Below are 20,410 nucleotides of genomic sequence, written 5' to 3' on the forward strand. Positions count from 1 at the left end.
TGCCGCCGTCGTGACGGCGGCGGCACCGACTCGTCGAGAGCGGCTCAGTCGGTGCCGAGGGGGTCGATCGAGACCGCCAGCCACACGATCGCGCCACCCACCGCGGCCAGCGCCGCCACGTCGAACCGCTGGCCGCGGACCGCCAGCAGCCCGACCCGCTCGGCGGGCAGGCACAGCCGGAACCCGGCGGCCAGGAGCGTCGCCAGACCGAAGACGAAGGCGCCGCGCCGCCATCGATCGGCCAGCACGAAGACCACGGCGACGAGGACCACCGCGGAGACGGCCAGCAGCGGCAGGTTCTTGCGGGCGAAGCGCACCCAGCGGTTCGCAGGCTCGGCGGACGTCCGCGTGGTCATCGAGCGGCCTACGCGGAGCCGGCCGCGAGCTGCTCTGCACGCTCCACGACGTTGCTCAACAGGAAGGCTCGCGTCAGCGGACCCACGCCGCCCGGGTTCGGCGAGATGAAGCCCGCGACCTCGCGGACGCTGTCGTCGACGTCGCCGCGCAGGCCGTCCGCTGTGCGGCTGACGCCCACGTCGATCACGGCCGCCCCCGGCTTGACCATGTCCGCGGTGATCAGGCCCGCGACGCCGGCGGCGGCGACCACGATGTCGGCCCGACTCACCTCGGCGGCGAGGTCCTTGGTACCCGTGTGGCAGAGCGTGACCGTGGCGTTCTCGCTGCGGCGGGTCAGCAGCAAGCCGATCGGGCGGCCGATGGTCACACCGCGACCGACCACGGTGACGCGGGCGCCGTCGATCGGAACGTCGTATCGCCGCAGCAGGTGCACGACACCGCGCGGGGTACACGGCAGCGTCGCCTCCTTGCCGAGCACGAGCCTGCCCAGGTTGACCGGGTGCAGACCGTCCGCGTCCTTGTCGGGGTCGATGCGCTCGAGCGCGGCGTTCTCGTCGAGGTGCTTGGGCAACGGCAGCTGCACGATGTATCCGGTGCAGTCGGGGTTGGCGTTGAGCTCGTCGATGGTGGCCTCGAGCTCGGCCTGGGTGATGTCGGCGGGCAGGTCACGCCGGATCGAGGTGATGCCGACCTTCGCGCAGTCGTTGTGCTTGCCGCGCACATAGGAGGCCGATCCGGGGTCGTCCCCGACCAGGACGGTGCCGAGACCGGGCGTGATGCCCCTGGCCCTGAGCGCGTCCACTCGGGCTTTGAGGTCGATGAAGATCTCGTCGCGGGTTGCCTTGCCATCCAGGATCGTCGCAGTCACGGCCGCCATTGTTTCAGGTAAGACTGAGAACATGGCACCGACTCCTGAAGTTCCGCCCGAACTGGCAGGCCCGCGGGTCCTGCTCACCCCCGTTCGCCCCGAACACCGAGACCGGCTGCGCGAGATCCACCGGCAGCCCGAGGTGTGCAGATGGTGGCAGGTCCCGGACGACGACTGGCCCGAGGCCGAGGAGCAGGACACGGTCAAGTACACGGTGATGGAGGGCGACCAGATCGTCGGGTTCGCCCAGTGGTACCAGGAACCGGACCCCGACTACCGGCACGCCGGCCTCGACCTGTTCCTCTCGTCGGAGACTCAGGGACGGGGACTCGGTACCGAGGTGGTCCGGGTGCTGTGCGCGCACCTGATCGACGATCACCGGTTCCACCGGCTGGTCATCGACCCGAAGCTCGCCAACACCCCCGCGATCGCCTGCTACCGGAAGGTGGGCTTCAAGGATGTCGGGGTGATGCGGGAGTACGAGATGAACAAGGACGGCGCCTGGGACGACGGGCTGCTGATGGACCTGCTCGCGCGGGAGTTCGTGCGCTGAGGCAGGCCCCCGCCCGTCACGGTTCGACGACCAACCCGTGTGCGGCGGCCATCGCGATCGCCTGCGTCATCTCGATCTTCGCCCCGGCCAGCTTGGCGCTGGTCCACAGCGCGGCATCGGCGTGCGCACCGCGCAGGTCCGCCCCCTCGAGCCGGAGGCCGCTGGTCCTGGCGCCGAACAGATCCACGGACTGCAGCACCGCCTGGCGCAGGTCCGCATCGACGAGATTGGCCTCGCGCAGGCGGCAGTCGGTGAGGTCGACCCCGCGCAGGTCTGCCTTGCCGAGGGAGGCGAGCGTGAAGTCCACCTCATCGAACTGGATCGGCCGGATCCGGCAGTCCTCGAAGTTGGACCCGAGCAGGCTGGAACCGCGGAACACGCTGTGCCAGAGCCGCGTCCGGGTGAACGTGCAGGAACGGAACGCGGTCACGGTGTGATGCGAACCCGACAGGTCGGCGCCGGTGAAATCGCAGTCCGTGAACACGACGCGTTCCGTGCGCAACTCACTTAGGTCCGCATCCCGGAAGTTGCATCCGGTGTAGTGCCGATCCTGCCAACTCTGGCGCGGCAGTCGCGCGTCGGAAAAGTCCTCGCCGACGAATTCCTCGGGGTGATCCGGTGCCATGTGGTCAATCCTGCACCCACCCACCGACGGGTCGGCCCTCCGGTGGCCGAGTGCCATGGGCACCCGGTCTGCTACTCGGCGCGCCCGATCACGCGGGAGGTGTCAGACGCACCCGGGGACTCCCGCTCAGCCGGCGGCACCCGCTGTTCCCGAGACCGTCGGTCCGGCGAGGCCCCATCCGCGCGTCACGGACCGTTCACACAGTCCGGGCTCGTCGCCCGCGCCGACCAGTAGTGCTGTCAGCATGTGTGCGCCGTGCTCGAGCGCCCCGCGCGGCAGGGGTCCGGTGGCGACGAGCGAGGACAGTCCATGGCCGATGACCCAGCACTGGGTGGCGAGCTCCTGGGCGACGACGTCGTCGCGGAAACGCCCGGCGCGCTGTGCTCGTTCCACACCATCGACCAGATGATTCAGGGTTTCGTCCGCAGCCGCGGCGTCTTCGAGCGCGATGGTGTCGTCGAACATGACCCGATAGAGGTCGGGGTTCGCCAGGGCATTCGCCACGTACGCCGCCCCGAGCGCAACCAGGTCTCGAACCGGGTCATCGGACGCCGGCACCTCCTCGAGGACGACCGCGAGCCGTGTGAAGCCTTCCTGCCGCACCGCCATCCACAGGCCGTCCATCCCACCGAAGTAGGTGTAGACGGCCATCGTGGACACGCCTGTCCCGGCAACGAGCGAGCGAAGCGTGATCGGCTGCCTGGAGCGGAGCATCCGCGCCGCCCGTTCGACCAGCAGCTGACGCACCGCCGGATCTTTCGTCCTGACCATGGCGAAACAATACATGGCATTGCTATGGTTTCCCGTGACAGCGTGCCCGAGGAGACAGAGGAGAGCGACATGCCGGTGACAGTGCTCAATCCCGAAGGACTGCCGAAACCCGATGCATACCGGCAACTTTCGATCTCCTCCGGCTCGAGAATCGTCTTTCTCGCAGGTCAGGTCGCCCGCGATGCGGATGGTCGTCCGGTCGGCGACGGGGACTTCGCCGCCCAGGTCGAGCAGGCCTACCTCAACATCGGTACGGCACTCGCCGGGGCCGGTGGGTCGTTCGACGACGTCGCGAAGCTGACCATCTATGTCGTGGACTGGACCCCGGACAAGATGGCGCTGTTGGGCGAGGGCGTTGCCCGGGCGGCCGAGAAACTGGGCGTCGACCCGGTCAAGCCGATCACGCTGCTCGGCGTCGCGGCGCTGGGGGAACCCGACCTGCTCGTCGAGGTCGAGGCGACCGCGGTACTCCCCTAGGTCTGTGAACGGCCCGCCACCGGCGGTGGCAAGCTGATGCGGTGTTCAGACTGATGTTCCACGAGCCCCGCATCCCGCCGAACACCGGCAACGCGATCCGACTGGTCGCGGGGACCGGGTGCGAGCTGCACCTGGTCGGCCCGCTCGGCTTCGACCTCTCCGAGCCGAAGCTGCGGCGGGCCGGGCTGGACTACCACGACCTGGCGTCGGTGACGGTGCACGAGGACCTGCAGGCCGCGTGGGCCGCGCTGGCACCCGAGCGGGTGTACGCCTTCACCGCGCACGGGCAGACCTCCTTCGCGGACGTCGACTACGAGCCCGGCGACGTGCTGCTGTTCGGCCCCGAGCCGACCGGGCTGTCCGCGGAGGTCCTGGCCGATCCGCACATCACCGCGCAGCTGCGGATCCCCATGGTCCCGGGCAGGCGTTCGCTCAACCTCTCGAACGCCGCGGCCGTCGTCGTGTACGAGGCCTGGCGCCAGCACGGCTTCGCGGGCGGGGTCTAGAGACGCGGCACCGTCGCGACTGCGCAGGCCACGCGCATCTGGGTGAACCGGAACAGCCCGGGACGGCCCGAGACCTCCTCGTATTCGCGCACCACGTCGTCGACGAACCGCGACGCCCCACCCGGGTCCAGCCGGGCGGTCCAGGCCGCGAAACCCACGGCGCACCAACGGGAGAACTCCTCCCTGGACCCGAAGTCCCAGTCCAGATCCGAGGTGCGCAGGTCGGTCACGACGAGGCCGGCCGAGGCGGCCAGCTCCGGATAGCCCGCGGGGTCCGGGTGGGTGAACGGCGCCTCGAATCCGACGAACGACTCGGCCCATGCGGGCTCCCGGCACACCCGCATGGCCACCGCCTCGACGCTCGGCCGCGCACTCGCGCACACCATCTGGATGATCACCCGCGCGCTGGGGTGCGCGGCGCGGACGATGCCGGACAGCGCCCGACGCTGCTCGGTCACCCAGTGCAGCGCGTTGAAGGAGACCACGACGTCGAACTCGTCCGCGAACGGCAACTCACAGGCATCCGCGACGCGGAACGTCGCGGTCGCCCCGTCCGGCACCGGCCGGGACCGGGCCTTGTCGACCATCCCCGCCGAGGCGTCGACGCCGACCACCGACCCCCGCGGCAGCCGCCGGGCCAGGGCGAGCGTGATGAACCCGTCGCCGCACCCGACGTCGAGCAGGCGTTCGGTACCGGTCAGCTCGAGATCGGACAGCGACGCCTCGGCCAGCGTTCGCTGCAGCCCGCTGACCCGTGCGTAGCCCTCACCGTCCCATTCGGACACGGGTCAATCCTGCACCTCGAAGCGCTTGTGGCGGGAGGTTTGACCAGATATGAGCCGAACCGAGCTCTTCGAGACCCCCAGGTGTCCGGCGAGCAACTCCTCGGCCGCCTTGTTGGCCTTGCCCTCGACCGCGGGCGCGCGCACGTACAGCAGCAGGGTGCCGTCCTCGAGGGTTTCGACCAACGGGCCCTTCTTGCTGTTCGGCTTGATCTGCGCGGCGACGATGCGGGATCCGGTCACGGACACCCTCACCCCGCCGCGATGTCGAGGAAATCGCGCGCGGGCCCGCGCAGACCGCGATCGGCGGACCACACCGCGAGCAGCCGGCGCGGCAGCGAGAGCCCCTGCACCTCCACGGACACCAGCCGTCCGTCCGTCAGGTCCGCCGCCACCGCCAGCGACGATACGACGGCGGGCGCGTTGCCCGCGACCACAGCGGCCTTGACCGCGGTGCACGAGGTCAGCTCCAGCAGCGGGTCCACGCACCCCGGCACGGCGTTCTCGAGCGTGTTCCTGGTGCCCGAACCGAACTCCCGCTGGATCAGCGGCGTCCTGGCGAGCTCGACCGGGGTGATCGGCGCCGCGCCCGCCCACGGGTGCCCCGGCGGGACGACCACCACCAGTTCGTCGCGCGCCACCTCCCGGGAGTGCAGTCCGGTCGGCACTTCCGGCCCCTCCACGAAGCCGAGGTCCGCCTCCCCCGCCAGCACCTGGGCCGCGACGTCGGTGGAGTTCAGCAGCCGAACCGAGGTGACCACGGTCGGGTTCTTGCGTCGCATGGTCACCGTCCAGCCCGGCACGAGGTACTCGGCGATGGTCATGCTCGCGGCCACCGTCAGGTTGGCCTCCCGCTCGCCCCGCAGCGCCGAGATCCCCGACGCCAGCTCCTCGGCCGCGGCGAGGGTGCCCGCCGCCCACTCCAGCACCAGTCCGCCCTCGTAGGTCGGGGTGACGCCGGTGGTCGCGCGGTCGAAGACCCTGATCCCGAGGAGGCGTTCGGCCGAGCGGATCCGCGCGCTGACCGCCTGCTGACTGAGCCCGTGTTCGCGCCCGGCGGCCCCCATGCTGCCGAGCCGGGCGACGGAGACCAGGACGTCGAGGGCGGCGAGTTCGGGGACGCGAGGGGACAACGGCATACCCCCAGGATAGGCGGTCACAACCTGCGGTTGTGACAGACCAAGAACAAGCCGTCTACCGGCGCCGACGTCCGGGCGGCAGTCTTTACTCATGCTCACCACCACCGTTGACGCAGATACTCCCGCTCGCCGCAGCCCCGTGCTGGCGCACCTGACGCCGAACTGGTTCGCGGTGGTGATGGGCACCGGGATCATCGCGGTGGGCGCGGCATCGCTGCCGGTGGATCTGCCGGGCCGCGATTCGATCGCGCGGGGATTCTGGGTGCTGGCGACCGCCGCGATGCTGCTGCTCTCCGTGGCGTTCGCGGTCCACTGGGTGCGGTATCGGGAACAGGCGCTGGGCTACGCCCGCAGCCCCGCGATGGCGCCCTTCTACGGCGCTCTGCCGATGGCAGTGCTGACCGTCGGCGCAGGCACCGCGGCCGTCGGCACCGAGATCTTCGGCCCGTCCGCCATCGTGGTCGCGGCAATCCTGTGGGCGCTCGGCACCGTGGCCGGGGTGGCGGCCGCGATCACCGTTCCGCCGCGCATGCTGTCGGGTGGGGCGCCCAGCCCCGTGTGGCTGATGCCTGTCGTGCCGCCGATGGTGTCCGCCGCCACCGGGGCCGCGCTCATCCCCCACCTGCCGGAGGGTCAGGCCCGGCTCGCCATGCTGCTCGGCTGCTACGCCCTGTTCGCGATGGCACTGACCGCGGCCGTCGTGACGATGGTGGTGGTGATTGGTCACCTCGCCCGCACCGGGCTGCCCGCCGTGCAGGCCATCCCGACAGTCTGGATCCCGCTCGGCGTGATCGGACAGTCGATCGCCGCCGCGAACCTGCTCGGCCGGGTCTCCGACACCGCGGTCGGGCCGGGTGCGGCGACCGGGCTGCGTGCGTTCGGCGTGGTCTACGGCACCGCGGTCGCGGGCGTGGGCGTACTGGTCCTCGGCTACGCCTGTCTGCTCACCGGCCGTGCCGTGAGCCGCGGGCTGCGGTTCTCGATGAGCTGGTGGAGCTTCACGTTCCCGCTCGGCGCCTGCGCGATCGGCGCGGGAGCGCTCGGGATCGCAACCGATTCCGTTGCCGTCCAATGGTTCTCCGTGGCCCTGCTGGCGCTGCTGCTCGGCATCTGGGCCGTGGTCGCCACCCGCACCGCACACGGGGTGTGGACGAGGGCGCTGCTCACCCCCACCCCCTGAGCCCCGCCGGCGCGGACCGCCGTCAGAGCAGGAACACCAGCACCGCGCCGATCAGCGCGACGGCGGCGATCAGCGCGAGCGCGCCCGCCAGCATCAACGGCCTGCCCCCCGAACCCGAGGACTCCTCGTCCAGAGCGTCGTCGTCGACGTCCGATACGGCCTGGATCGCCCCCACCGCCGACGCGGTGAGCAGGCTCGAACGCTCATGGGCGTCGGTCACCTCGCGCACCGAACCCGGAACCGCGTTGAGCACCTCGGTGACGTCGTATGACGGCGGCAGGCCGATCCGCCTGATCGCCATGGCCGGGGTCTGGAACCCGGCGGCCAGGATCGCCGCGCCCAGCGCGGCGGCCTGCTCCGGCCCCGGACCGACCACACAGTGCACCCCGAGCCGGTCCGCCAGCGCGGCCGCGACGCCCTTCAACGCCACCGCATCCCGCGCCACCAGGCCGTCCCCGGTCACGACCACCGCATCGAGGTTCGACGGCAACCACCCGAAGGCGCCGAGCGCCGTGGAGAGCTGCGCGGTCGGCGACGTTCCGCTGCCCGCGGCGAATCGGAAGGACCGGCCGACCAGGACACCCGAGCGCACCAGGCTCACGGTCGTTCCCGCGTCGTCGGCGTGATACGTCCCGATCAGCTGACCGGGCTGCTCCGCGACCTCGGACTCGAACCAGGCACACGACGCCTCCGCGTCGGACACCAGCGCGATCTGCGGCATGCCGCCGTAGTCGAGCGATTCGCGGAGGCCCGCCACGGCCTCGGAGTCCCAGTGGGACGGATAGGTCGCCACGACGTGCGGTGTACCGCCGTCGCGCCCACCGTGATTCGGCAGCGGCTCGCACTCGTGCAGCAGGCTGCTGATCGCGGTCGCGACCACATCCTCCGCCCGATACCGGGTGCCGTCGCTGGCCGCGACCCCCTCGGGGTCGCCGACCCTCGACAGGAAACCGGACAGCGTGTGCACCTCGCCACCGTCCTGTGCAACCCCACCGAGAACGGTGCTCCCGTCAGAGCACACATGCAACACCGTGTCGCGGACGATCACTATCGGGTCCGGGGTCCCCGCGTCGTTCGACGCGATCACCGTGTGCGACACGATGCTGCCCACCCTGAGCCCAATTCCCACGGACACGCCAACACCTCATTCGGTATGAACAGATCGCCGTCCGCGCGCCGAATCATTCAGCGCGCGGCCGGGTTACATCTTGCTATGCCGACGTTCAGGTGGGGGCGCGCGACACACTGCCGAAGCGGTCCGATCCAAGGCGACGCCTCGAGCGCGGGGCCGACCGCGGCGTTCGTGGATCGACTCCGCCGGCTCAGGCCAGTGCCAGGAAGAGCTTCTCGAGCTCCGCCTCGGTCATCGGCTCCTGGTTGTCGCGATTGGTCCCGGACAGGCAATCGCGCAGGCCGGTCGCGACGATCTTGAAGCCGGCGCGGTCCAACGCACGCGAGACCGCGGCGAGCTGGGTCACCACGTCCTTGCAGTCGCGGCCGCTCTCGATCATCGAGATGACGCCCGCCAACTGACCCTGCGCGCGGCGCAGCCTGTTGAGCACCAACGCGATGCTCTCCTCGTCACCCGTCATCTCACCACTCCCTGTTCGCACATCCGGATCCGTCGTCGCCATGGTACCCGCCGGGGTATATCACCACCGGCGGCGTCGGCCCTGGCCTGCGCGGATGCTAATGTCAGCCGTGTTGAGACACGGGGTGCTCCGCAGACGCGGGGCTGAGAGCAGACCCGAGAACCTGGCCAGGTAATGCTGACGAAGGGATGTCATGGCTTCGCATACGCCCGACCGCTTCACCGAACACCTGTGGGACCACACCAAGGCGCTGCGCGTCGCGATCGACGAGCTGGAGTTCCTCCGGCGTCTCGGCGACGGCACCCTGCCGCTGGATGTCTTCCGCTTCTACGTCGAGCAGGACACGCTCTACCTGAGCGGGTACGCCAAGGCGCTGGCGCTGCTCGCCTCGCGGGCACCCGACCCGGCCACCGCGGCATTCTGGGCCACCTCCGCCGCCAGCGCCGCCGTCGTCGAGACGTCCCTGCACGAGGGCCTGCTCTCGGGCGGGGTGCTGCCGCCCGCCGAGAAGGAGCCCGAGCACTCCCCGACCTGCCTCGGCTACGTCTCGTATCTGATCGCGGCCGCGGCCACCGAGCCGTACCCGGTCGCGGCGGCCGCCATCCTGCCGTGCTTCTGGATCTATGCCGAGGTGGGGCGCGACCTGGCCGCGAGCGCGGCGAAGGTGCTCGCCACCGATCCCGGGCACCCCTACGCGCAGTGGGTGTCGACCTATGACGCCGAGGAGTTCCAGACCGCCGCGGCCACCGCCCGCACCCTGGTCGACGCGGCCGCGGCGGCCGCCACCGAACACGAGCGCGAGGCGATGGTCGACGCGTTCACCGTCGCGACGCGGTACGAACTGTTGTTCTGGGACACCGCGCTCCACCCGCAGCCCTGGCCCGTCCGATGACCGCCCGGATCCGCCGCGCGCTCGCGGGCGCCGTCGTCGCGCTGACCTCGCTGTCCCTGCTCACCGCGTGCGGCACCGACACGGGCTCCGAGGAGACCATCCGGTTCGCGCTCGACTGGACGCCGAACACCAACCACACCGGGTTGTTCGTGGCGCAGCAGCAGGGGTACTTCGCCGACGCCGGACTGGACGTGGAGGTGTTGCCGTACAACAACACCGCGGTCGACACCCTCGTCGACGCCGGCAACGCCGAGTTCGGCATCAGCACCCATGACGCGTCGACGTTCTCGCGGGCCTCCGGCGCGCACACCGTGTCGGTGCTGGCTCCGCTGCAGCACTGGGCGACCGCGATCGGCGTCCGCGCCGACCGGGCCGACATCGTGAGCCCGAAGGACCTCGACGGGAAGACCTACGCGGGATTCGGCGATCCCGGCGAGAACGAGACGCTGCGCCAGGTGATCCGAAACGACGGCGGCACGGGCGATTTCAACTCGGTCACCCTCGGCACGTCCGCCTACGAGGCGGTCTACTCCGGCAAGGCCGACTTCACCGTCTCCTACTTCGCGTGGGAGGGCATCGAGGCCGAACACGCGGGCACCCCGATGCGGTACTTCCGCTACACCGACTTCGGGTTCCCGGACGCCTACGCCATCGTGATCGACGGCAACGAGGACTGGCTCGAGGCGCACCCGGAGCAGGCCCGCGCGTTCGTCCAGGCGCTGCAGCGGGGCTACCAGTTCGCCGCGGACAACCCGGATCAGGCCGCGAAGCTGCTCATCGAGGCCAACCCGGGCGCCTTCAACGACGAGTCGCTGGTGACCGAGAGCCAGCGGATGCTCGCCTCCCAGTACATGAAGGATGCGACCGGGAAGGTCGGCACCCAGACACTCGAGCAATGGTCCGGCAACTCCGGGTTCCTGTACGAGCACGGACTGCTCGCCGGCCCGGACGGCAATCCGTTGACCACCGAACCCGACTGGTCGACGTACTTCACCAATGACTACCTCGGCTCTTCGTAGGCTCGCCCCCGCTCTCGCCATGGTGGCGGCGCTCGTCGCCGCCTGGCAGATCTACGTCGCCGTCAGCGGGATACGCCCGGCCCTGCTGCCATCACCGCTGCGCGTCGCGCAGCAGGGCTGGTCGCACCGCGACGAGATCGCCGTGCATGCGGGGGCCACGCTGACGGTGACGCTGATCGGCTTCGCGGTGTCGCTCACCCTGGCGTGGGCGCTGGCGATCCTGGTGGACTTCTCGCCGTGGCTGCGTCGCGCATTCGTGCCGCTCTTCGTCGCCTCCCAGACCCTGCCGATCATCGCGATCGCTCCCCTGATGATCATCTGGTTCGGTTTCGGGCTGCTGCCGAAGGTCCTGGTCATCTCCCTGGCGACCTTCTTCCCCATGGCGATCGGGTTGATCGAGGGCTTCGCCGCGACCGATCGGGAGGCGGGCGCGCTGTTGCGCAGCATGCGGGCGTCGCGGTGGCAGGTGTTCCGGTACGTGCGACTGCCCTCCGCGCTGCCGCGATTCTTCACCGCGCTGCGGATCGGCATCACCTACGCCGTCGTCGGGGCGGTGTTCGCCGAGTATGTCGGCGCCAGTAAGGGTCTCGGCATCTACATGAGCCTGCAGAAGAACTCGTTCCGCACCGACCTGGTGCTGGCGGCGGTGTTGGTCACCGCCGCCATCAGCATCGCCCTGTACCTGCTCACATTCGCGGTCGAGCGGGTCGTCGCGCCCTGGTCCCGGATGGAGCGTGGACATGGCTGACGTGAGTGGGGCACGGGGATCGAGGATCGCGCTCGACCGGATCACCAAGTCGTATCCGCTGCCTGGACGCCGCGCCGGTTCCCGTCGCGTGCTGGAGCAGGTGTCCTTCGACGCCGCCCCGGGGGAGTTCGTCTCCGTCATCGGCCCCAGCGGCTGCGGCAAGAGCACGGTGTTCAACATCCTCGCCGGGCTGGATTCCCCCGACTCGGGCCGGGTGCTCGTCGGCGACGACGGCGCCGCGGGAACCCCGCACAGCGCGTACATGCCGCAAAAGGATCTGCTGTTCCCCTGGCGAACCGTCCTCGACAACACCGCGCTCGGGCTCGAGGTGCAGGGCGTCACGAGGCGGGAGGCCAGGCAGCGCGCCCGCGAACTGTTCCCGATCTTCGGCCTGTCCGGGTTCGAGGACGCCCGCCCGTTCCAGCTCTCGGGCGGGATGCGGCAGCGCGCCGCGATGCTGCGCACCGTGGTCCAGGACCGCGAACTGCTGCTGCTCGACGAGCCCTTCGGCGCCCTCGATTCGCTGACCCGCACCGAGATGCAGGAGTGGCTGCAGCAGGTCTGGCAACGGTACCGATGGATGGTCCTCATGATCACCCACGACATCCGCGAGGCGGTCTACCTCTCGGACCGGGTGATCGTGCTGTCGGCCCGACCCGCCACCGTGCGCCGGGAGGTGCGGGTGGATCTCCCGCGGCCACGGGAACTGTCGGTGGTCACCTCGCCGGAGTTCGTCGCCCTGGAACAGGAGCTGCTGGAGGTGCTGCACGAGGAGTCGCGCCGTGCGCTTGCGGAACAGGAGTCCGCGCCTCGATGACCCCGCGGCGCTGGCGCGGTCGACGCGGCACGGCCACACTGGAGGTGGATCCCCGGTTCGACGCGGGCCGGGAGCGAAACCTCAGGAGAGTCGCCATGGGCAGCAGGGGACCGTTCGGCATCGATCCCGAAGACATCGAGCGCATCGCCCGTGAGGCCAGCGCGGGGCTCCGCGACGCAGCCGAGAAGGTCGGCAGGTTCCTCGACGATGCGGGTATCCCCTATTCGCACTCGTTCAGCGTGGGGAGCAACACCTCGTGGCCGCGGCCCCGGCGGGACACGGCGGGCGAGACCGGCGATGGCGTCTGGGCCATCTACATCGTCGACGACGACGGGTCCGCCCGCGTCGAGCAGGTGTTCGCGACCGAACTCGAGGCGCTGCGGGCGAACAAGAACAACACCGACGCGCGCCGACTGGTGCGATTCCTGCCGTACGGGGTGACCGTCAGCGTCCTCGACGAGAACGCCGCCGCCTCCGACGCCCCGGACGCGGCGCCCGCCGATTACACCGAGCCGGATGTCGGCGGCGACACCGGACCGTATCCCGCCGACAGCGACAGCTGACGAGCTCAGCGCCTGCGGATCAGCCGCACGACGGCGTACCCGACGAGGACGACCAGCGCGACGAAGCCCACCCACGGGACGGCCCGGCCGAGGAACACGACGAGGCCGTGCAGCGCGGACAGCAGCGCGTTCCATCCGGCGACGACGCCGTCCCAGAAGCTGTCCGGATCCGTGCCGTCCGGCCCGTCGGTGCTGATGTCGATCGAGATGGTGGCGAGCTCGACCTGATCGGCCAGGGTGCGCCGCTGCGCGACGAGGCTGTCGAGTTCCCCCTGCCGTTCGGCGAGCGCGTTCTCCGCCTCGATGAGGTCCGCGGTGTTCGCGGCGGACGCGATCAGTCCCTGCAGCCGTGCGACCGAGGCCTGCAGGGCACCGATCCGCGCGTCGAGATCCTGGGACTGCATGGTGACATCGCTCTTGCTGATGCTGACCCCGGTCACCTCGCCGAGACCCGAGATCTCGTCGAGGGTCGCGGTGAGGCGGTCCGCCGGGATGCGGACCGTCAGGGAGCTGCTCGGCTCGGTGTCGTCGGTCCGCGGCCGCTCGGTCCGGTCGTCGACGCGTCCGCCCGCGTCCTCGACGATGCGGGCGACGGCGTGACCCGCGTCCACCGGGTCGGCCGCGGTGAGCGACACCGTGCCGGTGGTGACCTCCTGGCGTTCGGCGAGGCCCTCCGCGGGCGCCGGGGCGAGCTTCGCGTCGGGTGCGACCCCCGCGTCGGCGCCGACCGCAGGCGACGACTGCGATTGCTCGGGCTCGCCACCGCCGCAGCCCGCCAGCAGCGCGATCAGGATCAGGAACGTGGCGAGCGCGGGTGCCTTCATATCCGGATGCTATGCGGGTCGGCGGGCGGCGGCGGGAGCTTCGACACGCCGCCCGGCGTGCGGCCCGGTGCGGTTCACCGAAAATCCCGGGATCGGCCCGTCATTCGCAGGTCCATCCGCTGCAACCGATCCGCCACCACCGTGACCGCGCCCTCCGCGTTCTGCACCTTCCCGCGGACCAGGAGCGCGGGTGCGGTGTGCGCGAGGGTGCGATACCTGGCCCACAGCCCCACCGAGCAGACCACGTTCACCATCCCCGTCTCGTCCTCGAGGTTGATGAAGGTCACCCCGCCCGCGGTGGCCGGGCGCTGGCGGTGGGTGACCGCTCCCCCGACCAGCACCCGGTCGCCGTCGGGCACCGCGAGCAGCCCCGCTGCCGGGGTCACCCCCAGCGCGTCGAGCTGGGGTCGCAGGAATTCGGTGGGATAGGAGTCCGGGGAGACCCCGGTCGCCCACACGTCCGCGGCCGCGAGCTCCACGTCGCTCATCCCGGGCAGCGTCGGCGCGTTGGTCGAGGCACCCATGCCCGGCAGCCGGTCGGGACGCTCTCCCGCGGCCGCCCCCGCCGCCCACAGCGCCTGGCGGCGGGACCCGGCGAAGCAGCCGAGCGCGCCCGCGGTGGCCAGCGACTCCGCCTGCGGGGTGGTCAGTTCCACTCGGCCCGTCAGGTCGAGCAGGGAGGCGTAGGGCCCGCCCTCGCGCCTGGCGGCCACGATCTTCTCCGCCAGCGCCGTTCCGATGTGCCGCACGTCTCCGAGACCCAGACGGACCTCCAGCCCGCCGCCCTCGAGAGTGGCGTGCGCCAGGCTGGCGTTCACGTCCGGCCCGTGCACCAGGACCCCGTGCCTGCGGGCATCGGCGACCAACGACTGCGGGGAGTAGAACCCCATCGGCTGGGCCCGCAGCAGGCCCGCGCAGAAGGCCGCCGGGTGGTGCAGCTTGAACCACGCCGAGTAGAAGACCAGCGCGGCGAAGCTCTGCGAATGACTCTCCGGGAAGCCGAAATTCGCGAAGGCGTACAACTTCTCGAAGATCCGGTCCGCCACGTCCCCGGTGACGCCGTGCAGATCGCGCATCCCGTCGTAGAACCGGCCACGGAGCCGCTCCATCCGCTCCGGTGACCGCTTGGACCCCATCGCCCGGCGCAGCTGGTCGGCCTCGGCCGCGGTGAACCCGGCCACGTCGACCGCCATCTGCATCAACTGCTCCTGGAACAGTGGCACCCCCAGGGTCCGTGCCAGGGCCTTCTCCAGCGACGGGTGGTCGTAGGTGACGGGCTCGATCCCGTTGCGGCGCCGGATGTACGGGTGCACCGAGCCGCCCTGGATGGGTCCGGGCCGGATCAGCGCCACCTCCACCACCAGGTCGTAGAAGTTGCGCGGCTTCAGTCGCGGCAGGGTGGCCATCTGGGCGCGGGACTCCACCTGGAACACGCCGACCGAGTCGGCGCGCTGCAGCATCTCGTAGACCGCGTCCTCGGACAGGTCCAGCCTGGCCAGGTCCACCTCGAGGCCCTTGTGCTCGGCGACCAGGTCGATCATGTAGTGCAGCGCGGACAGCATGCCCAGTCCGAGCATGTCGAACTTGACCAGCCCCACCGCGGCACAGTCGTCCTTGTCCCATTGCAGGACGCTCCGGTTCTCCATCCGCGCCCACTCCACCGGGCACACGTCGGCGATCGGCCGGTCGCAGATCACCATGCCCCCGGAGTGGATGCCGAGGTGCCGGGGCAGGCCCTCGATCTGGCCGGCCAGATCGAGCACGGCGGGCGGGATATCGGTGCCGGTCTCGTCTTTCACCCCGGTCCATCGGCTGACCTGCTTGCTCCACGCGTCCTGCTGACCCTGCGAGAAGCCGAGCGCCCGAGCCATGTCCCGCACCGCCATCTTGCCGCGGTAGGTGATGACGTTCGCGACCTGCGCCGCATAGGCACGGCCGTAGCGGTTGTAGACGTACTGGATCGCCTCCTCGCGGCGATCCGATTCGATGTCGACGTCGATGTCGGGCGGGCCGTCCCGCTCCGGCGAGAGGAACCGTTCGAACAGGAGCTTGTTCCCCACCGGGTCGACGTTGGTGATGCCGATCGCGTAGCAGACCGCCGAGTTCGCCGCCGATCCCCTTCCCTGACAGAGGATGTCGTTGCGGTGACAGAAGGACACGATGTCGTGCACCACCAGGAAGTACCCCGGGAACCCCAGCCGGGCGACGATTGCCAGCTCGTGCTCGATCTGCCGGTAGGCGTCAGGCCGCCGCTCGGGGGTCCCGTAGCGCCGCCGTGCGCCCGCCATCGTCAGTTCCCGCAGCCAGCTGTCCTCGTCGTGGCCCTCGGGCACCTCGAACGGCGGCAGCTCGGGCGCGATCAGGCGCAGGTCGAAGGCGCACTCGCGGCCCAGCTCGGCCGCGCCCGGCACCGCGGTGGGATGCGCGGCGAACAGCCGGGCCATCTCCGCCCCCGACCGCAGGTGCGCCCCGCCGGTCGGCCCCAGCCATCCGGCCGCCTCGTCCAGGCTCTGCCTGGCGCGGACCGCCGCCATCGCCATGGCCAGGCGTCGCCGTGGCGGTCCGGCGAAATGCGCTGCGGTGGAGGCGATGACGGGCAGACCTGTGGCCTTGGCGAGCCCGGCCAGCGCGGCGTTGCGTTCATCGTCCTCGGCCACGCCGTGATGGGTGAGCTCGACGGTGACCCGGTCCGTGCCGAACCTCTCGACCAGTCCGCGCAACTCGGCCTCCGCGGCCGAGACGCCCCCGGAGTCGAGCGCCAGCCGCACGTGCCCCTTCCGGCAGCCGGTGAGGATCTGCCAGTGCCCGCCCGCCGCCTCGGTCAGCGCGTCCAGGTCGTAGCGCGGCTTGCCCTTCTCGCCGCCGGCCAGGTGCGCGGCCGCGAGCTGCCGCGACAGCCGCCGGTACCCCTCCCGGCCCCGCGCCAGCACCAGCAGGTGGGTGCCGCCGGGGTCCGGCGTCCCGGTCCGCGGATCAGCTGGGCCCGCATCGTGTGACGGCAGGGACAGTTCGGCGCCGAAGACGGTGCGCATGTTCAGCTCCTTGGCCGCCTCCGCGAAGCGCACCACCCCGTAGAGCCCGTCGTGGTCGGTCAACGCGATCGCCTCCAGCCCCAGCCGGACCGCCTCCTCCACCAACTCCTCCGGCGGGCTCGCGCCGTCGAGGAAGCTGAAGGCCGAGTGCGCGTGCAGCTCCGCGTAGGGCACGGTCGGCGTCTCATCCCGGGCGATCGAACCGGCGCGGTACTCGCCGCGCTTACGGGACCAGGCCGGACTGTCGCTGCCGTCGCCCGGATACATCGCCTCCGGCGGGTTCCGACCCGGCCTGCCGGAGAGCACCCGCTCCATCTCCGACCACGTCGGCGGCCCGTTTCCCCAGCCCATCGCGTTCACCTTCCCTGCGCATCCGACCGCCGGGGATCCGGCGGTGGAGCTCGAGCGGGGAAGTCGCGTCGAACGTGTGTTCTATTATGAACCGAACCCCACGCAGGAGTCAACCCATCCCGCGGGCGGCGGTCGGCGCCGCGAATCAGGTTGCCGCGGAAGACCTCTCCAGGCCGTCGAGGATCAGGTCGAGGCCGAACTCGAACTCGTTGCCGAAGGCATATCCGGGCTGGAGCACGTGCTCCACGGCCAGCTCGGTGAGGTGCGGATACTCGTCGGCCGGCATTCCATCCAAGATGGCCTGGGCCAGATCCTCGGTCTCCTGCGGGCCCTCGAAGGGAAGAGCAGCCTCCTGCAGCGCAAAGCCGTAGATGTAGCTGTCGAGGACGGCGAACGCGTGCGCGGCCATCGGAACCGAGAAGCCTCCCGCCCGAAGACTCCCGAGGACGGCGTCATGATGCCGTAGCGTCGCCGGGCCGGGACTGCTCCTCGAGTCCAGGAGCCCGATCGCCCAACGATGACGCGACAGCACCTCGCGGGCCGAGATCGCCCGCAGTCGCATCGCCTGCCTCCAGCCGGATGCGCCCGGGTCCAGCACGATCTCACCGAAGACGTGGTCGACCATCCCGTCGAGAAGGTCATCCTTGTTGGCCACGTGGTTGTAGAGGGACATCGCCTCGACCGCGAGCGCCTCGCCGAGCTTGCGCATGCTCAGTGACGCGATCCCGTGTTCGTCGGCGTAACCGACAGCGGCCCGAAGCACCTCGTCTCGACTCAGCCGGCCACGCGGACCGCGCGCAGACCTGGGCGGTGCCATACCTCCCCCTCTCGCCTTGACGCACTTACCCTGTAAGCGTAGAACTACTTACACCGTAAGTCTCACGTCCCACCACCGAGGAAGACGTCATGACGACAACCCCCACAGACCACGACCGCCAGGGAACCGACCCAGCGAGCAGGACAACCGCCCGCACCGTCGGCATCCTGTTTCTCTTCTCCACCGCAACGTTCCTGGTCGGGGACGCCCTGATCCAGGAGTACTTCGCCACCGGGACCGGCCGGACCGGCGGTCTGGTCGCGGGCGTACTTCTCCAAACCCTCTGCGGCCTCGCCGTCGTCGGCATCGGGCTCGCACTGCTGCGAATCCTGAGTCGGTACAGCAGGACCCTCGCCACTGCCTACCTGGTCACCCGGTGCCTCGAGTGCGTGGCGATCGTGGCGGTCGGCGCCTACCTGCTCACCACGACGTCGCAGTTCGAGCAGTACGAGTTGCTCATCTACCTCTTCTCCGGCATCGCCGGTCTGATCCTGTCCTTCGTCCTGCTCCGGACCGGACTCGTTCACGCATGGCTCGCCTGGCTCGGCTTCCTCGGCTACGGCGTACTGCTCCTCGCCATCCCGGCGGGCCTGCTCGACATCGCCACGCTCGACTCCGGTCCCGGGATGCTGATGTACGTCCCCGGCGGCCTGTTCGAGCTGATCCTGCCGATCCTCCTGATCGCCAAGGGGTTCCGACCCTTCTCGATGCGGGTCCCGGGCCCGGGCAACGAGCGCGAGCGCGTCTCCTCGGCGGTCTCGTGAACAGCATCCGGGCCGCCGTCCCGCACGAGGACCTGGCCGCACCACAGGACCAGTCGTGGCGCCGCGCCTGCCTGGTCGCGGGGGTCGGGCTGCTGCTCATGGCCGCGCTCGCGGCATTCGCCATCCCGGTCGCCGTCGACGGACCGGTGACACCCGGCGATGCGACGCAGACTGCCCGCAACCTCGCGGACTCGAAAGGAGTGTTCCGGCTCGGGATCGTGAGCCTGATCCTGGTGGCCGCGCTCGACGTGGTGGTCGCGTGGGCGCTCTACACGGCGCTACGCCCGGTGAGCACGGCGCTCTCGATGCTGGCGGCACTGTTCCGGCTGGCCTACGCCGGCGTGTTCCTGGTCGCCGTCGCCCAGCTCGCCGGTGTGCTCCGGCTGCTCGACGACGGCGCCCCCGCCGCGTTCGGCGCCGATCAGCGCGACGCCCAGGTGCTCCTGGAAGTCGGGGCGTTCCACGACATCTGGGACATCGGCCTGTTCCTCTTCGGCCTGCACCTGCTCGTGGTCGGCGTGCTGGCATTCCGGTCGGGCTTCGTGCCCAGGTTCCTGGCGGTCCTGGTGGCCGTCGCGGGCTTCGGCTATGCCTTCGACAGCCTGGCTGCGGTGCTGTCCGGAGGTTCCCTCCCGAAGATCGGCGGGTTCACCTTCGTCGGCGAGTTCCTGCTTGCCATCTGGCTCGTGGCCGGGCCGGGCAGACCGGGAAGGAAGCAGAGCCGACACCTCACACGATGAGCACCGCCGCGCCGGTCACCCGCCCCTCGCGCAGATCGACCAGGGCGCGGTCGGCCTCGTCGAACGAGTACCCCATCGCGCTGACCAGCAGCCGGTGCCTGCCGGCGAACTCCAGGAACTCGCGGGCGTCGGCGCGGGTGTTGGCCGTGACCGATCGCAGCCTGCGCTCCTGGAACAGGTGCCGCTGATAGTTCAGCGGCGGGATGTCGGAGAGGTGGATGCCCGCGACGGCCAGCGTGCCGCCCCGATCCAGGGCCGCCAGCGCGGCCGGGACCAGCTCACCGGCAGGGGCGAACAGGATCGCCGAGTCCAGCGGCACCGGCGGCGGATCCGCGGCGCCGGATGCCGAGGAGGCGCCGAGCTCGAGCGCCAGCTCCCTGGCCCGCTCCCCCCTCGTCATCACGTGGACCTCGGCACCCCGCGCCAACGCGACCTGCGCCGCGAGGTGGGCACTGCCGCCGAAGCCGTAGATGCCCAGGCGTCCGCCCTCCGGGACGTCCGCACACATCAGCGCCCGGTAGCCGATGATCCCGGCGCACAGCAGCGGCGCCAGCTCCTCGTCCAGGTAGCCGTCGGGCAGCCGGTGCGCGAATGCCGCCGGCACGGTGGCGAACTCCGCGTACCCACCGTCGACGTCCCATCCCGTGTACCGCGAGCGTGGACAGAGGTTCTCCCGTCCACTGCGGCAGTACCGGCACTCGCCGCAGGTCTGCCGGAGCCACCCGATCCCGACCCGATCGCCGAGACCGAAGGCCGCGCCGGCGTCGGCACCCCACCCGACGACCTCGCCCACGACCTCGTGGCCGGGCACCACGGCGGGGCGGTGCACGGGCAGGTCGCCCTCGGCGACGTGCAGGTCGGTCCGGCAGACCCCGCACACCCGCACCCGGACCAGCAGCTCCGCCGGGCCCGGTTCCGGCACCGGCAGCTCCGCGAGCTCCAGCGGCCGGCCGGCCAACGGCCCCGGCTCATGGACCCGCCATCCCGACATGA

The 20,410-nt window shown here is 70.7% G+C and carries 24 protein-coding genes; 11 read left to right on the top strand and 13 right to left on the bottom strand.

Going from position 1 to position 20,410, the window contains the following annotated elements:
• Positions 1 to 44: 44 nt before the first annotated feature.
• Positions 45 to 356, bottom strand: coding sequence for a DUF3017 domain-containing protein (locus tag ACFQS9_RS07260; RefSeq protein WP_378402950.1), 312 nt, complete (start codon positions 354 to 356; stop codon positions 45 to 47).
• A gap of 8 nt (positions 357 to 364) precedes the next feature.
• Positions 365 to 1,225: a bifunctional methylenetetrahydrofolate dehydrogenase/methenyltetrahydrofolate cyclohydrolase gene (locus ACFQS9_RS07265; RefSeq protein ID WP_378402952.1), complete on the bottom strand. Its 861-nt coding sequence runs from the start codon at positions 1,223 to 1,225 to the stop codon at positions 365 to 367.
• A gap of 31 nt (positions 1,226 to 1,256) precedes the next feature.
• On the opposite strand from ACFQS9_RS07265, the gene ACFQS9_RS07270 reads away from it, so the two are divergent.
• Positions 1,257 to 1,778, top strand: a complete 522-nt coding sequence (locus ACFQS9_RS07270) for a GNAT family N-acetyltransferase (protein WP_378402954.1) — start codon at positions 1,257 to 1,259, stop codon at positions 1,776 to 1,778.
• A gap of 16 nt (positions 1,779 to 1,794) precedes the next feature.
• Here the strand turns inward: ACFQS9_RS07270 and ACFQS9_RS07275 are convergent, their stop codons facing one another.
• Complete coding sequence (locus ACFQS9_RS07275) at positions 1,795 to 2,403, bottom strand: pentapeptide repeat-containing protein (protein WP_378402956.1); 609 nt, start codon at positions 2,401 to 2,403, stop codon at positions 1,795 to 1,797.
• 126 nt (positions 2,404 to 2,529) lie between these two features.
• The gene (locus tag ACFQS9_RS07280; RefSeq protein WP_378402958.1) at positions 2,530 to 3,174 is read right to left on the bottom strand and encodes a TetR/AcrR family transcriptional regulator; all 645 of its coding nucleotides are present in this window, start codon (positions 3,172 to 3,174) and stop codon (positions 2,530 to 2,532) included.
• 69 nt (positions 3,175 to 3,243) lie between these two features.
• Here ACFQS9_RS07280 and ACFQS9_RS07285 point away from each other — a divergent pair, with 69 nt between their 5' ends.
• Both ACFQS9_RS07285 and ACFQS9_RS07290 read left to right on the top strand, forming a co-directional pair.
• Entirely contained in the window at positions 3,244 to 3,651 is a 408-nt protein-coding gene (locus ACFQS9_RS07285) for a RidA family protein (protein WP_378402960.1), read from the top strand.
• A gap of 41 nt (positions 3,652 to 3,692) precedes the next feature.
• Positions 3,693 to 4,157, top strand: coding sequence for a tRNA (cytidine(34)-2'-O)-methyltransferase (locus ACFQS9_RS07290; RefSeq protein ID WP_378402962.1), 465 nt, complete (start codon positions 3,693 to 3,695; stop codon positions 4,155 to 4,157).
• Here the strand turns inward: ACFQS9_RS07290 and ACFQS9_RS07295 are convergent.
• The 3 genes from ACFQS9_RS07295 to ACFQS9_RS07305 are packed head-to-tail and all read right to left on the bottom strand — an operon-like array spanning position 4,154 to position 6,078.
• Entirely contained in the window at positions 4,154 to 4,942 is a 789-nt protein-coding gene (locus tag ACFQS9_RS07295) for a class I SAM-dependent methyltransferase (protein WP_378402964.1), read from the bottom strand. The genes ACFQS9_RS07290 and ACFQS9_RS07295 overlap by 4 nt on opposite strands.
• 3 nt (positions 4,943 to 4,945) lie before the next feature.
• Positions 4,946 to 5,182 (bottom strand): DUF167 domain-containing protein, encoded by a 237-nt coding sequence (locus tag ACFQS9_RS07300; protein WP_378402966.1) that lies wholly within the window; start codon positions 5,180 to 5,182, stop codon positions 4,946 to 4,948.
• Between the two features lie 8 nt (positions 5,183 to 5,190).
• Positions 5,191 to 6,078 carry a LysR family transcriptional regulator gene (locus ACFQS9_RS07305; RefSeq protein WP_378402968.1) on the bottom strand — a complete coding sequence of 296 codons (888 nt, stop codon included), beginning with the start codon at positions 6,076 to 6,078 and terminating at the stop codon, positions 5,191 to 5,193.
• 91 nt (positions 6,079 to 6,169) lie between these two features.
• Between ACFQS9_RS07305 and ACFQS9_RS07310 the strand changes: the two genes are divergently transcribed.
• Positions 6,170 to 7,258, top strand: coding sequence for a TDT family transporter (locus ACFQS9_RS07310; protein WP_378402970.1), 1,089 nt, complete (start codon positions 6,170 to 6,172; stop codon positions 7,256 to 7,258).
• 22 nt (positions 7,259 to 7,280) lie between these two features.
• Here ACFQS9_RS07310 and ACFQS9_RS07315 read toward each other — a convergent pair whose 3' ends face one another.
• Complete coding sequence (locus tag ACFQS9_RS07315; RefSeq protein ID WP_378402972.1) at positions 7,281 to 8,393, bottom strand: hypothetical protein; 1,113 nt, start codon at positions 8,391 to 8,393, stop codon at positions 7,281 to 7,283.
• 187 nt (positions 8,394 to 8,580) lie between these two features.
• On the bottom strand, positions 8,581 to 8,850 hold the full coding sequence (locus ACFQS9_RS07320; protein ID WP_027501746.1) for a metal-sensitive transcriptional regulator: 270 nt from the start codon (positions 8,848 to 8,850) through the stop codon (positions 8,581 to 8,583).
• Between the two features lie 193 nt (positions 8,851 to 9,043).
• Here ACFQS9_RS07320 and ACFQS9_RS07325 point away from each other — a divergent pair, with 193 nt between their 5' ends.
• The 5 genes from ACFQS9_RS07325 to ACFQS9_RS07345 all read left to right on the top strand — a co-directional run bounded on the left by ACFQS9_RS07325 (position 9,044) and on the right by ACFQS9_RS07345 (position 12,889).
• On the top strand, positions 9,044 to 9,742 hold the full coding sequence (locus ACFQS9_RS07325) for a TenA family protein (protein ID WP_378402974.1): 699 nt from the start codon (positions 9,044 to 9,046) through the stop codon (positions 9,740 to 9,742).
• Positions 9,739 to 10,761, top strand: coding sequence for an ABC transporter substrate-binding protein (locus tag ACFQS9_RS07330; protein ID WP_378402976.1), 1,023 nt, complete (start codon positions 9,739 to 9,741; stop codon positions 10,759 to 10,761). The genes ACFQS9_RS07325 and ACFQS9_RS07330 overlap by 4 nt, the downstream gene beginning before the upstream one ends.
• The gene (locus ACFQS9_RS07335) at positions 10,739 to 11,509 is read left to right on the top strand and encodes an ABC transporter permease (protein WP_378402978.1); all 771 of its coding nucleotides are present in this window, start codon (positions 10,739 to 10,741) and stop codon (positions 11,507 to 11,509) included. Before ACFQS9_RS07330 ends, ACFQS9_RS07335 begins: the two co-directional genes overlap by 23 nt.
• Positions 11,502 to 12,326: an ABC transporter ATP-binding protein gene (locus tag ACFQS9_RS07340; protein ID WP_378402980.1), complete on the top strand. Its 825-nt coding sequence runs from the start codon at positions 11,502 to 11,504 to the stop codon at positions 12,324 to 12,326. The genes ACFQS9_RS07335 and ACFQS9_RS07340 overlap by 8 nt, the downstream gene beginning before the upstream one ends.
• Before the next feature lie 95 nt (positions 12,327 to 12,421).
• Positions 12,422 to 12,889, top strand: a complete 468-nt coding sequence (locus tag ACFQS9_RS07345; RefSeq protein WP_378402982.1) for a hypothetical protein — start codon at positions 12,422 to 12,424, stop codon at positions 12,887 to 12,889.
• A 5-nt stretch (positions 12,890 to 12,894) separates the two neighbouring features.
• Here the strand turns inward: ACFQS9_RS07345 and ACFQS9_RS07350 are convergent, their stop codons facing one another.
• The 3 genes from ACFQS9_RS07350 to ACFQS9_RS07360 all read right to left on the bottom strand — a co-directional run bounded on the left by ACFQS9_RS07350 (position 12,895) and on the right by ACFQS9_RS07360 (position 17,913).
• A complete protein-coding gene (locus ACFQS9_RS07350; protein WP_378402983.1) occupies positions 12,895 to 13,713 on the bottom strand; it encodes a DUF4349 domain-containing protein in 819 nt (272 codons plus the stop codon).
• Positions 13,714 to 13,787: 74 nt separating this feature from the next.
• Positions 13,788 to 17,096 (bottom strand): error-prone DNA polymerase, encoded by a 3,309-nt coding sequence (locus tag ACFQS9_RS07355; RefSeq protein WP_378402985.1) that lies wholly within the window; start codon positions 17,094 to 17,096, stop codon positions 13,788 to 13,790.
• Positions 17,097 to 17,241: 145 nt separating this feature from the next.
• On the bottom strand, positions 17,242 to 17,913 hold the full coding sequence (locus ACFQS9_RS07360; protein WP_378402987.1) for a TetR/AcrR family transcriptional regulator C-terminal domain-containing protein: 672 nt from the start codon (positions 17,911 to 17,913) through the stop codon (positions 17,242 to 17,244).
• A gap of 89 nt (positions 17,914 to 18,002) precedes the next feature.
• Between ACFQS9_RS07360 and ACFQS9_RS07365 the strand changes: the two genes are divergently transcribed.
• Entirely contained in the window at positions 18,003 to 18,677 is a 675-nt protein-coding gene (locus ACFQS9_RS07365; protein ID WP_378402989.1) for a DUF4386 domain-containing protein, read from the top strand.
• Positions 18,674 to 19,417, top strand: a complete 744-nt coding sequence (locus tag ACFQS9_RS07370) for a DUF4386 domain-containing protein (RefSeq protein WP_378402991.1) — start codon at positions 18,674 to 18,676, stop codon at positions 19,415 to 19,417. The genes ACFQS9_RS07365 and ACFQS9_RS07370 overlap by 4 nt, the downstream gene beginning before the upstream one ends.
• Here ACFQS9_RS07370 and ACFQS9_RS07375 read toward each other — a convergent pair.
• A complete protein-coding gene (locus ACFQS9_RS07375; RefSeq protein ID WP_378403217.1) occupies positions 19,407 to 20,408 on the bottom strand; it encodes a zinc-binding alcohol dehydrogenase family protein in 1,002 nt (333 codons plus the stop codon). The genes ACFQS9_RS07370 and ACFQS9_RS07375 overlap by 11 nt on opposite strands.
• Positions 20,409 to 20,410 lie beyond the last annotated feature (2 nt).

The sequence above is a fragment of the Rhodococcus daqingensis genome (assembly GCF_042665615.1).
Classification (GTDB): Bacteria; Actinomycetota; Actinomycetes; order Mycobacteriales; family Mycobacteriaceae; genus Rhodococcus_G; species Rhodococcus_G daqingensis.

Bases quoted from the DNA above. Each gene is read 5' to 3' on its own strand.
- ACFQS9_RS07355 (WP_378402985.1), bottom strand. From the start codon at position 17,096: ATGGGCTGGGGAAACGGGCCGCCGACGTGGTCGGAGATGGAGCGGGTG.
- ACFQS9_RS07270 (WP_378402954.1), top strand. From the start codon at position 1,257: ATGGCACCGACTCCTGAAGTTCCGCCCGAACTGGCAGGCCCGCGGGTC.
- ACFQS9_RS07345 (WP_378402982.1), top strand. From the start codon at position 12,422: ATGGGCAGCAGGGGACCGTTCGGCATCGATCCCGAAGACATCGAGCGC.
- ACFQS9_RS07280 (WP_378402958.1), bottom strand. From the start codon at position 3,174: ATGGTCAGGACGAAAGATCCGGCGGTGCGTCAGCTGCTGGTCGAACGG.
- ACFQS9_RS07365 (WP_378402989.1), top strand. From the start codon at position 18,003: ATGACGACAACCCCCACAGACCACGACCGCCAGGGAACCGACCCAGCG.
- ACFQS9_RS07375 (WP_378403217.1), bottom strand. From the start codon at position 20,408: ATGTCGGGATGGCGGGTCCATGAGCCGGGGCCGTTGGCCGGCCGGCCG.
- ACFQS9_RS07275 (WP_378402956.1), bottom strand. From the start codon at position 2,403: ATGGCACCGGATCACCCCGAGGAATTCGTCGGCGAGGACTTTTCCGAC.
- ACFQS9_RS07335 (WP_378402978.1), top strand. From the start codon at position 10,739: ATGACTACCTCGGCTCTTCGTAGGCTCGCCCCCGCTCTCGCCATGGTG.
- ACFQS9_RS07340 (WP_378402980.1), top strand. From the start codon at position 11,502: ATGGCTGACGTGAGTGGGGCACGGGGATCGAGGATCGCGCTCGACCGG.
- ACFQS9_RS07320 (WP_027501746.1), bottom strand. From the start codon at position 8,850: ATGACGGGTGACGAGGAGAGCATCGCGTTGGTGCTCAACAGGCTGCGC.
- ACFQS9_RS07285 (WP_378402960.1), top strand. From the start codon at position 3,244: ATGCCGGTGACAGTGCTCAATCCCGAAGGACTGCCGAAACCCGATGCA.
- ACFQS9_RS07330 (WP_378402976.1), top strand. From the start codon at position 9,739: ATGACCGCCCGGATCCGCCGCGCGCTCGCGGGCGCCGTCGTCGCGCTG.
- ACFQS9_RS07260 (WP_378402950.1), bottom strand. From the start codon at position 356: ATGACCACGCGGACGTCCGCCGAGCCTGCGAACCGCTGGGTGCGCTTC.
- ACFQS9_RS07360 (WP_378402987.1), bottom strand. From the start codon at position 17,913: ATGGCACCGCCCAGGTCTGCGCGCGGTCCGCGTGGCCGGCTGAGTCGA.
- ACFQS9_RS07305 (WP_378402968.1), bottom strand. From the start codon at position 6,078: ATGCCGTTGTCCCCTCGCGTCCCCGAACTCGCCGCCCTCGACGTCCTG.
- ACFQS9_RS07310 (WP_378402970.1), top strand. From the start codon at position 6,170: ATGCTCACCACCACCGTTGACGCAGATACTCCCGCTCGCCGCAGCCCC.
- ACFQS9_RS07350 (WP_378402983.1), bottom strand. From the start codon at position 13,713: ATGAAGGCACCCGCGCTCGCCACGTTCCTGATCCTGATCGCGCTGCTG.
- ACFQS9_RS07325 (WP_378402974.1), top strand. From the start codon at position 9,044: ATGGCTTCGCATACGCCCGACCGCTTCACCGAACACCTGTGGGACCAC.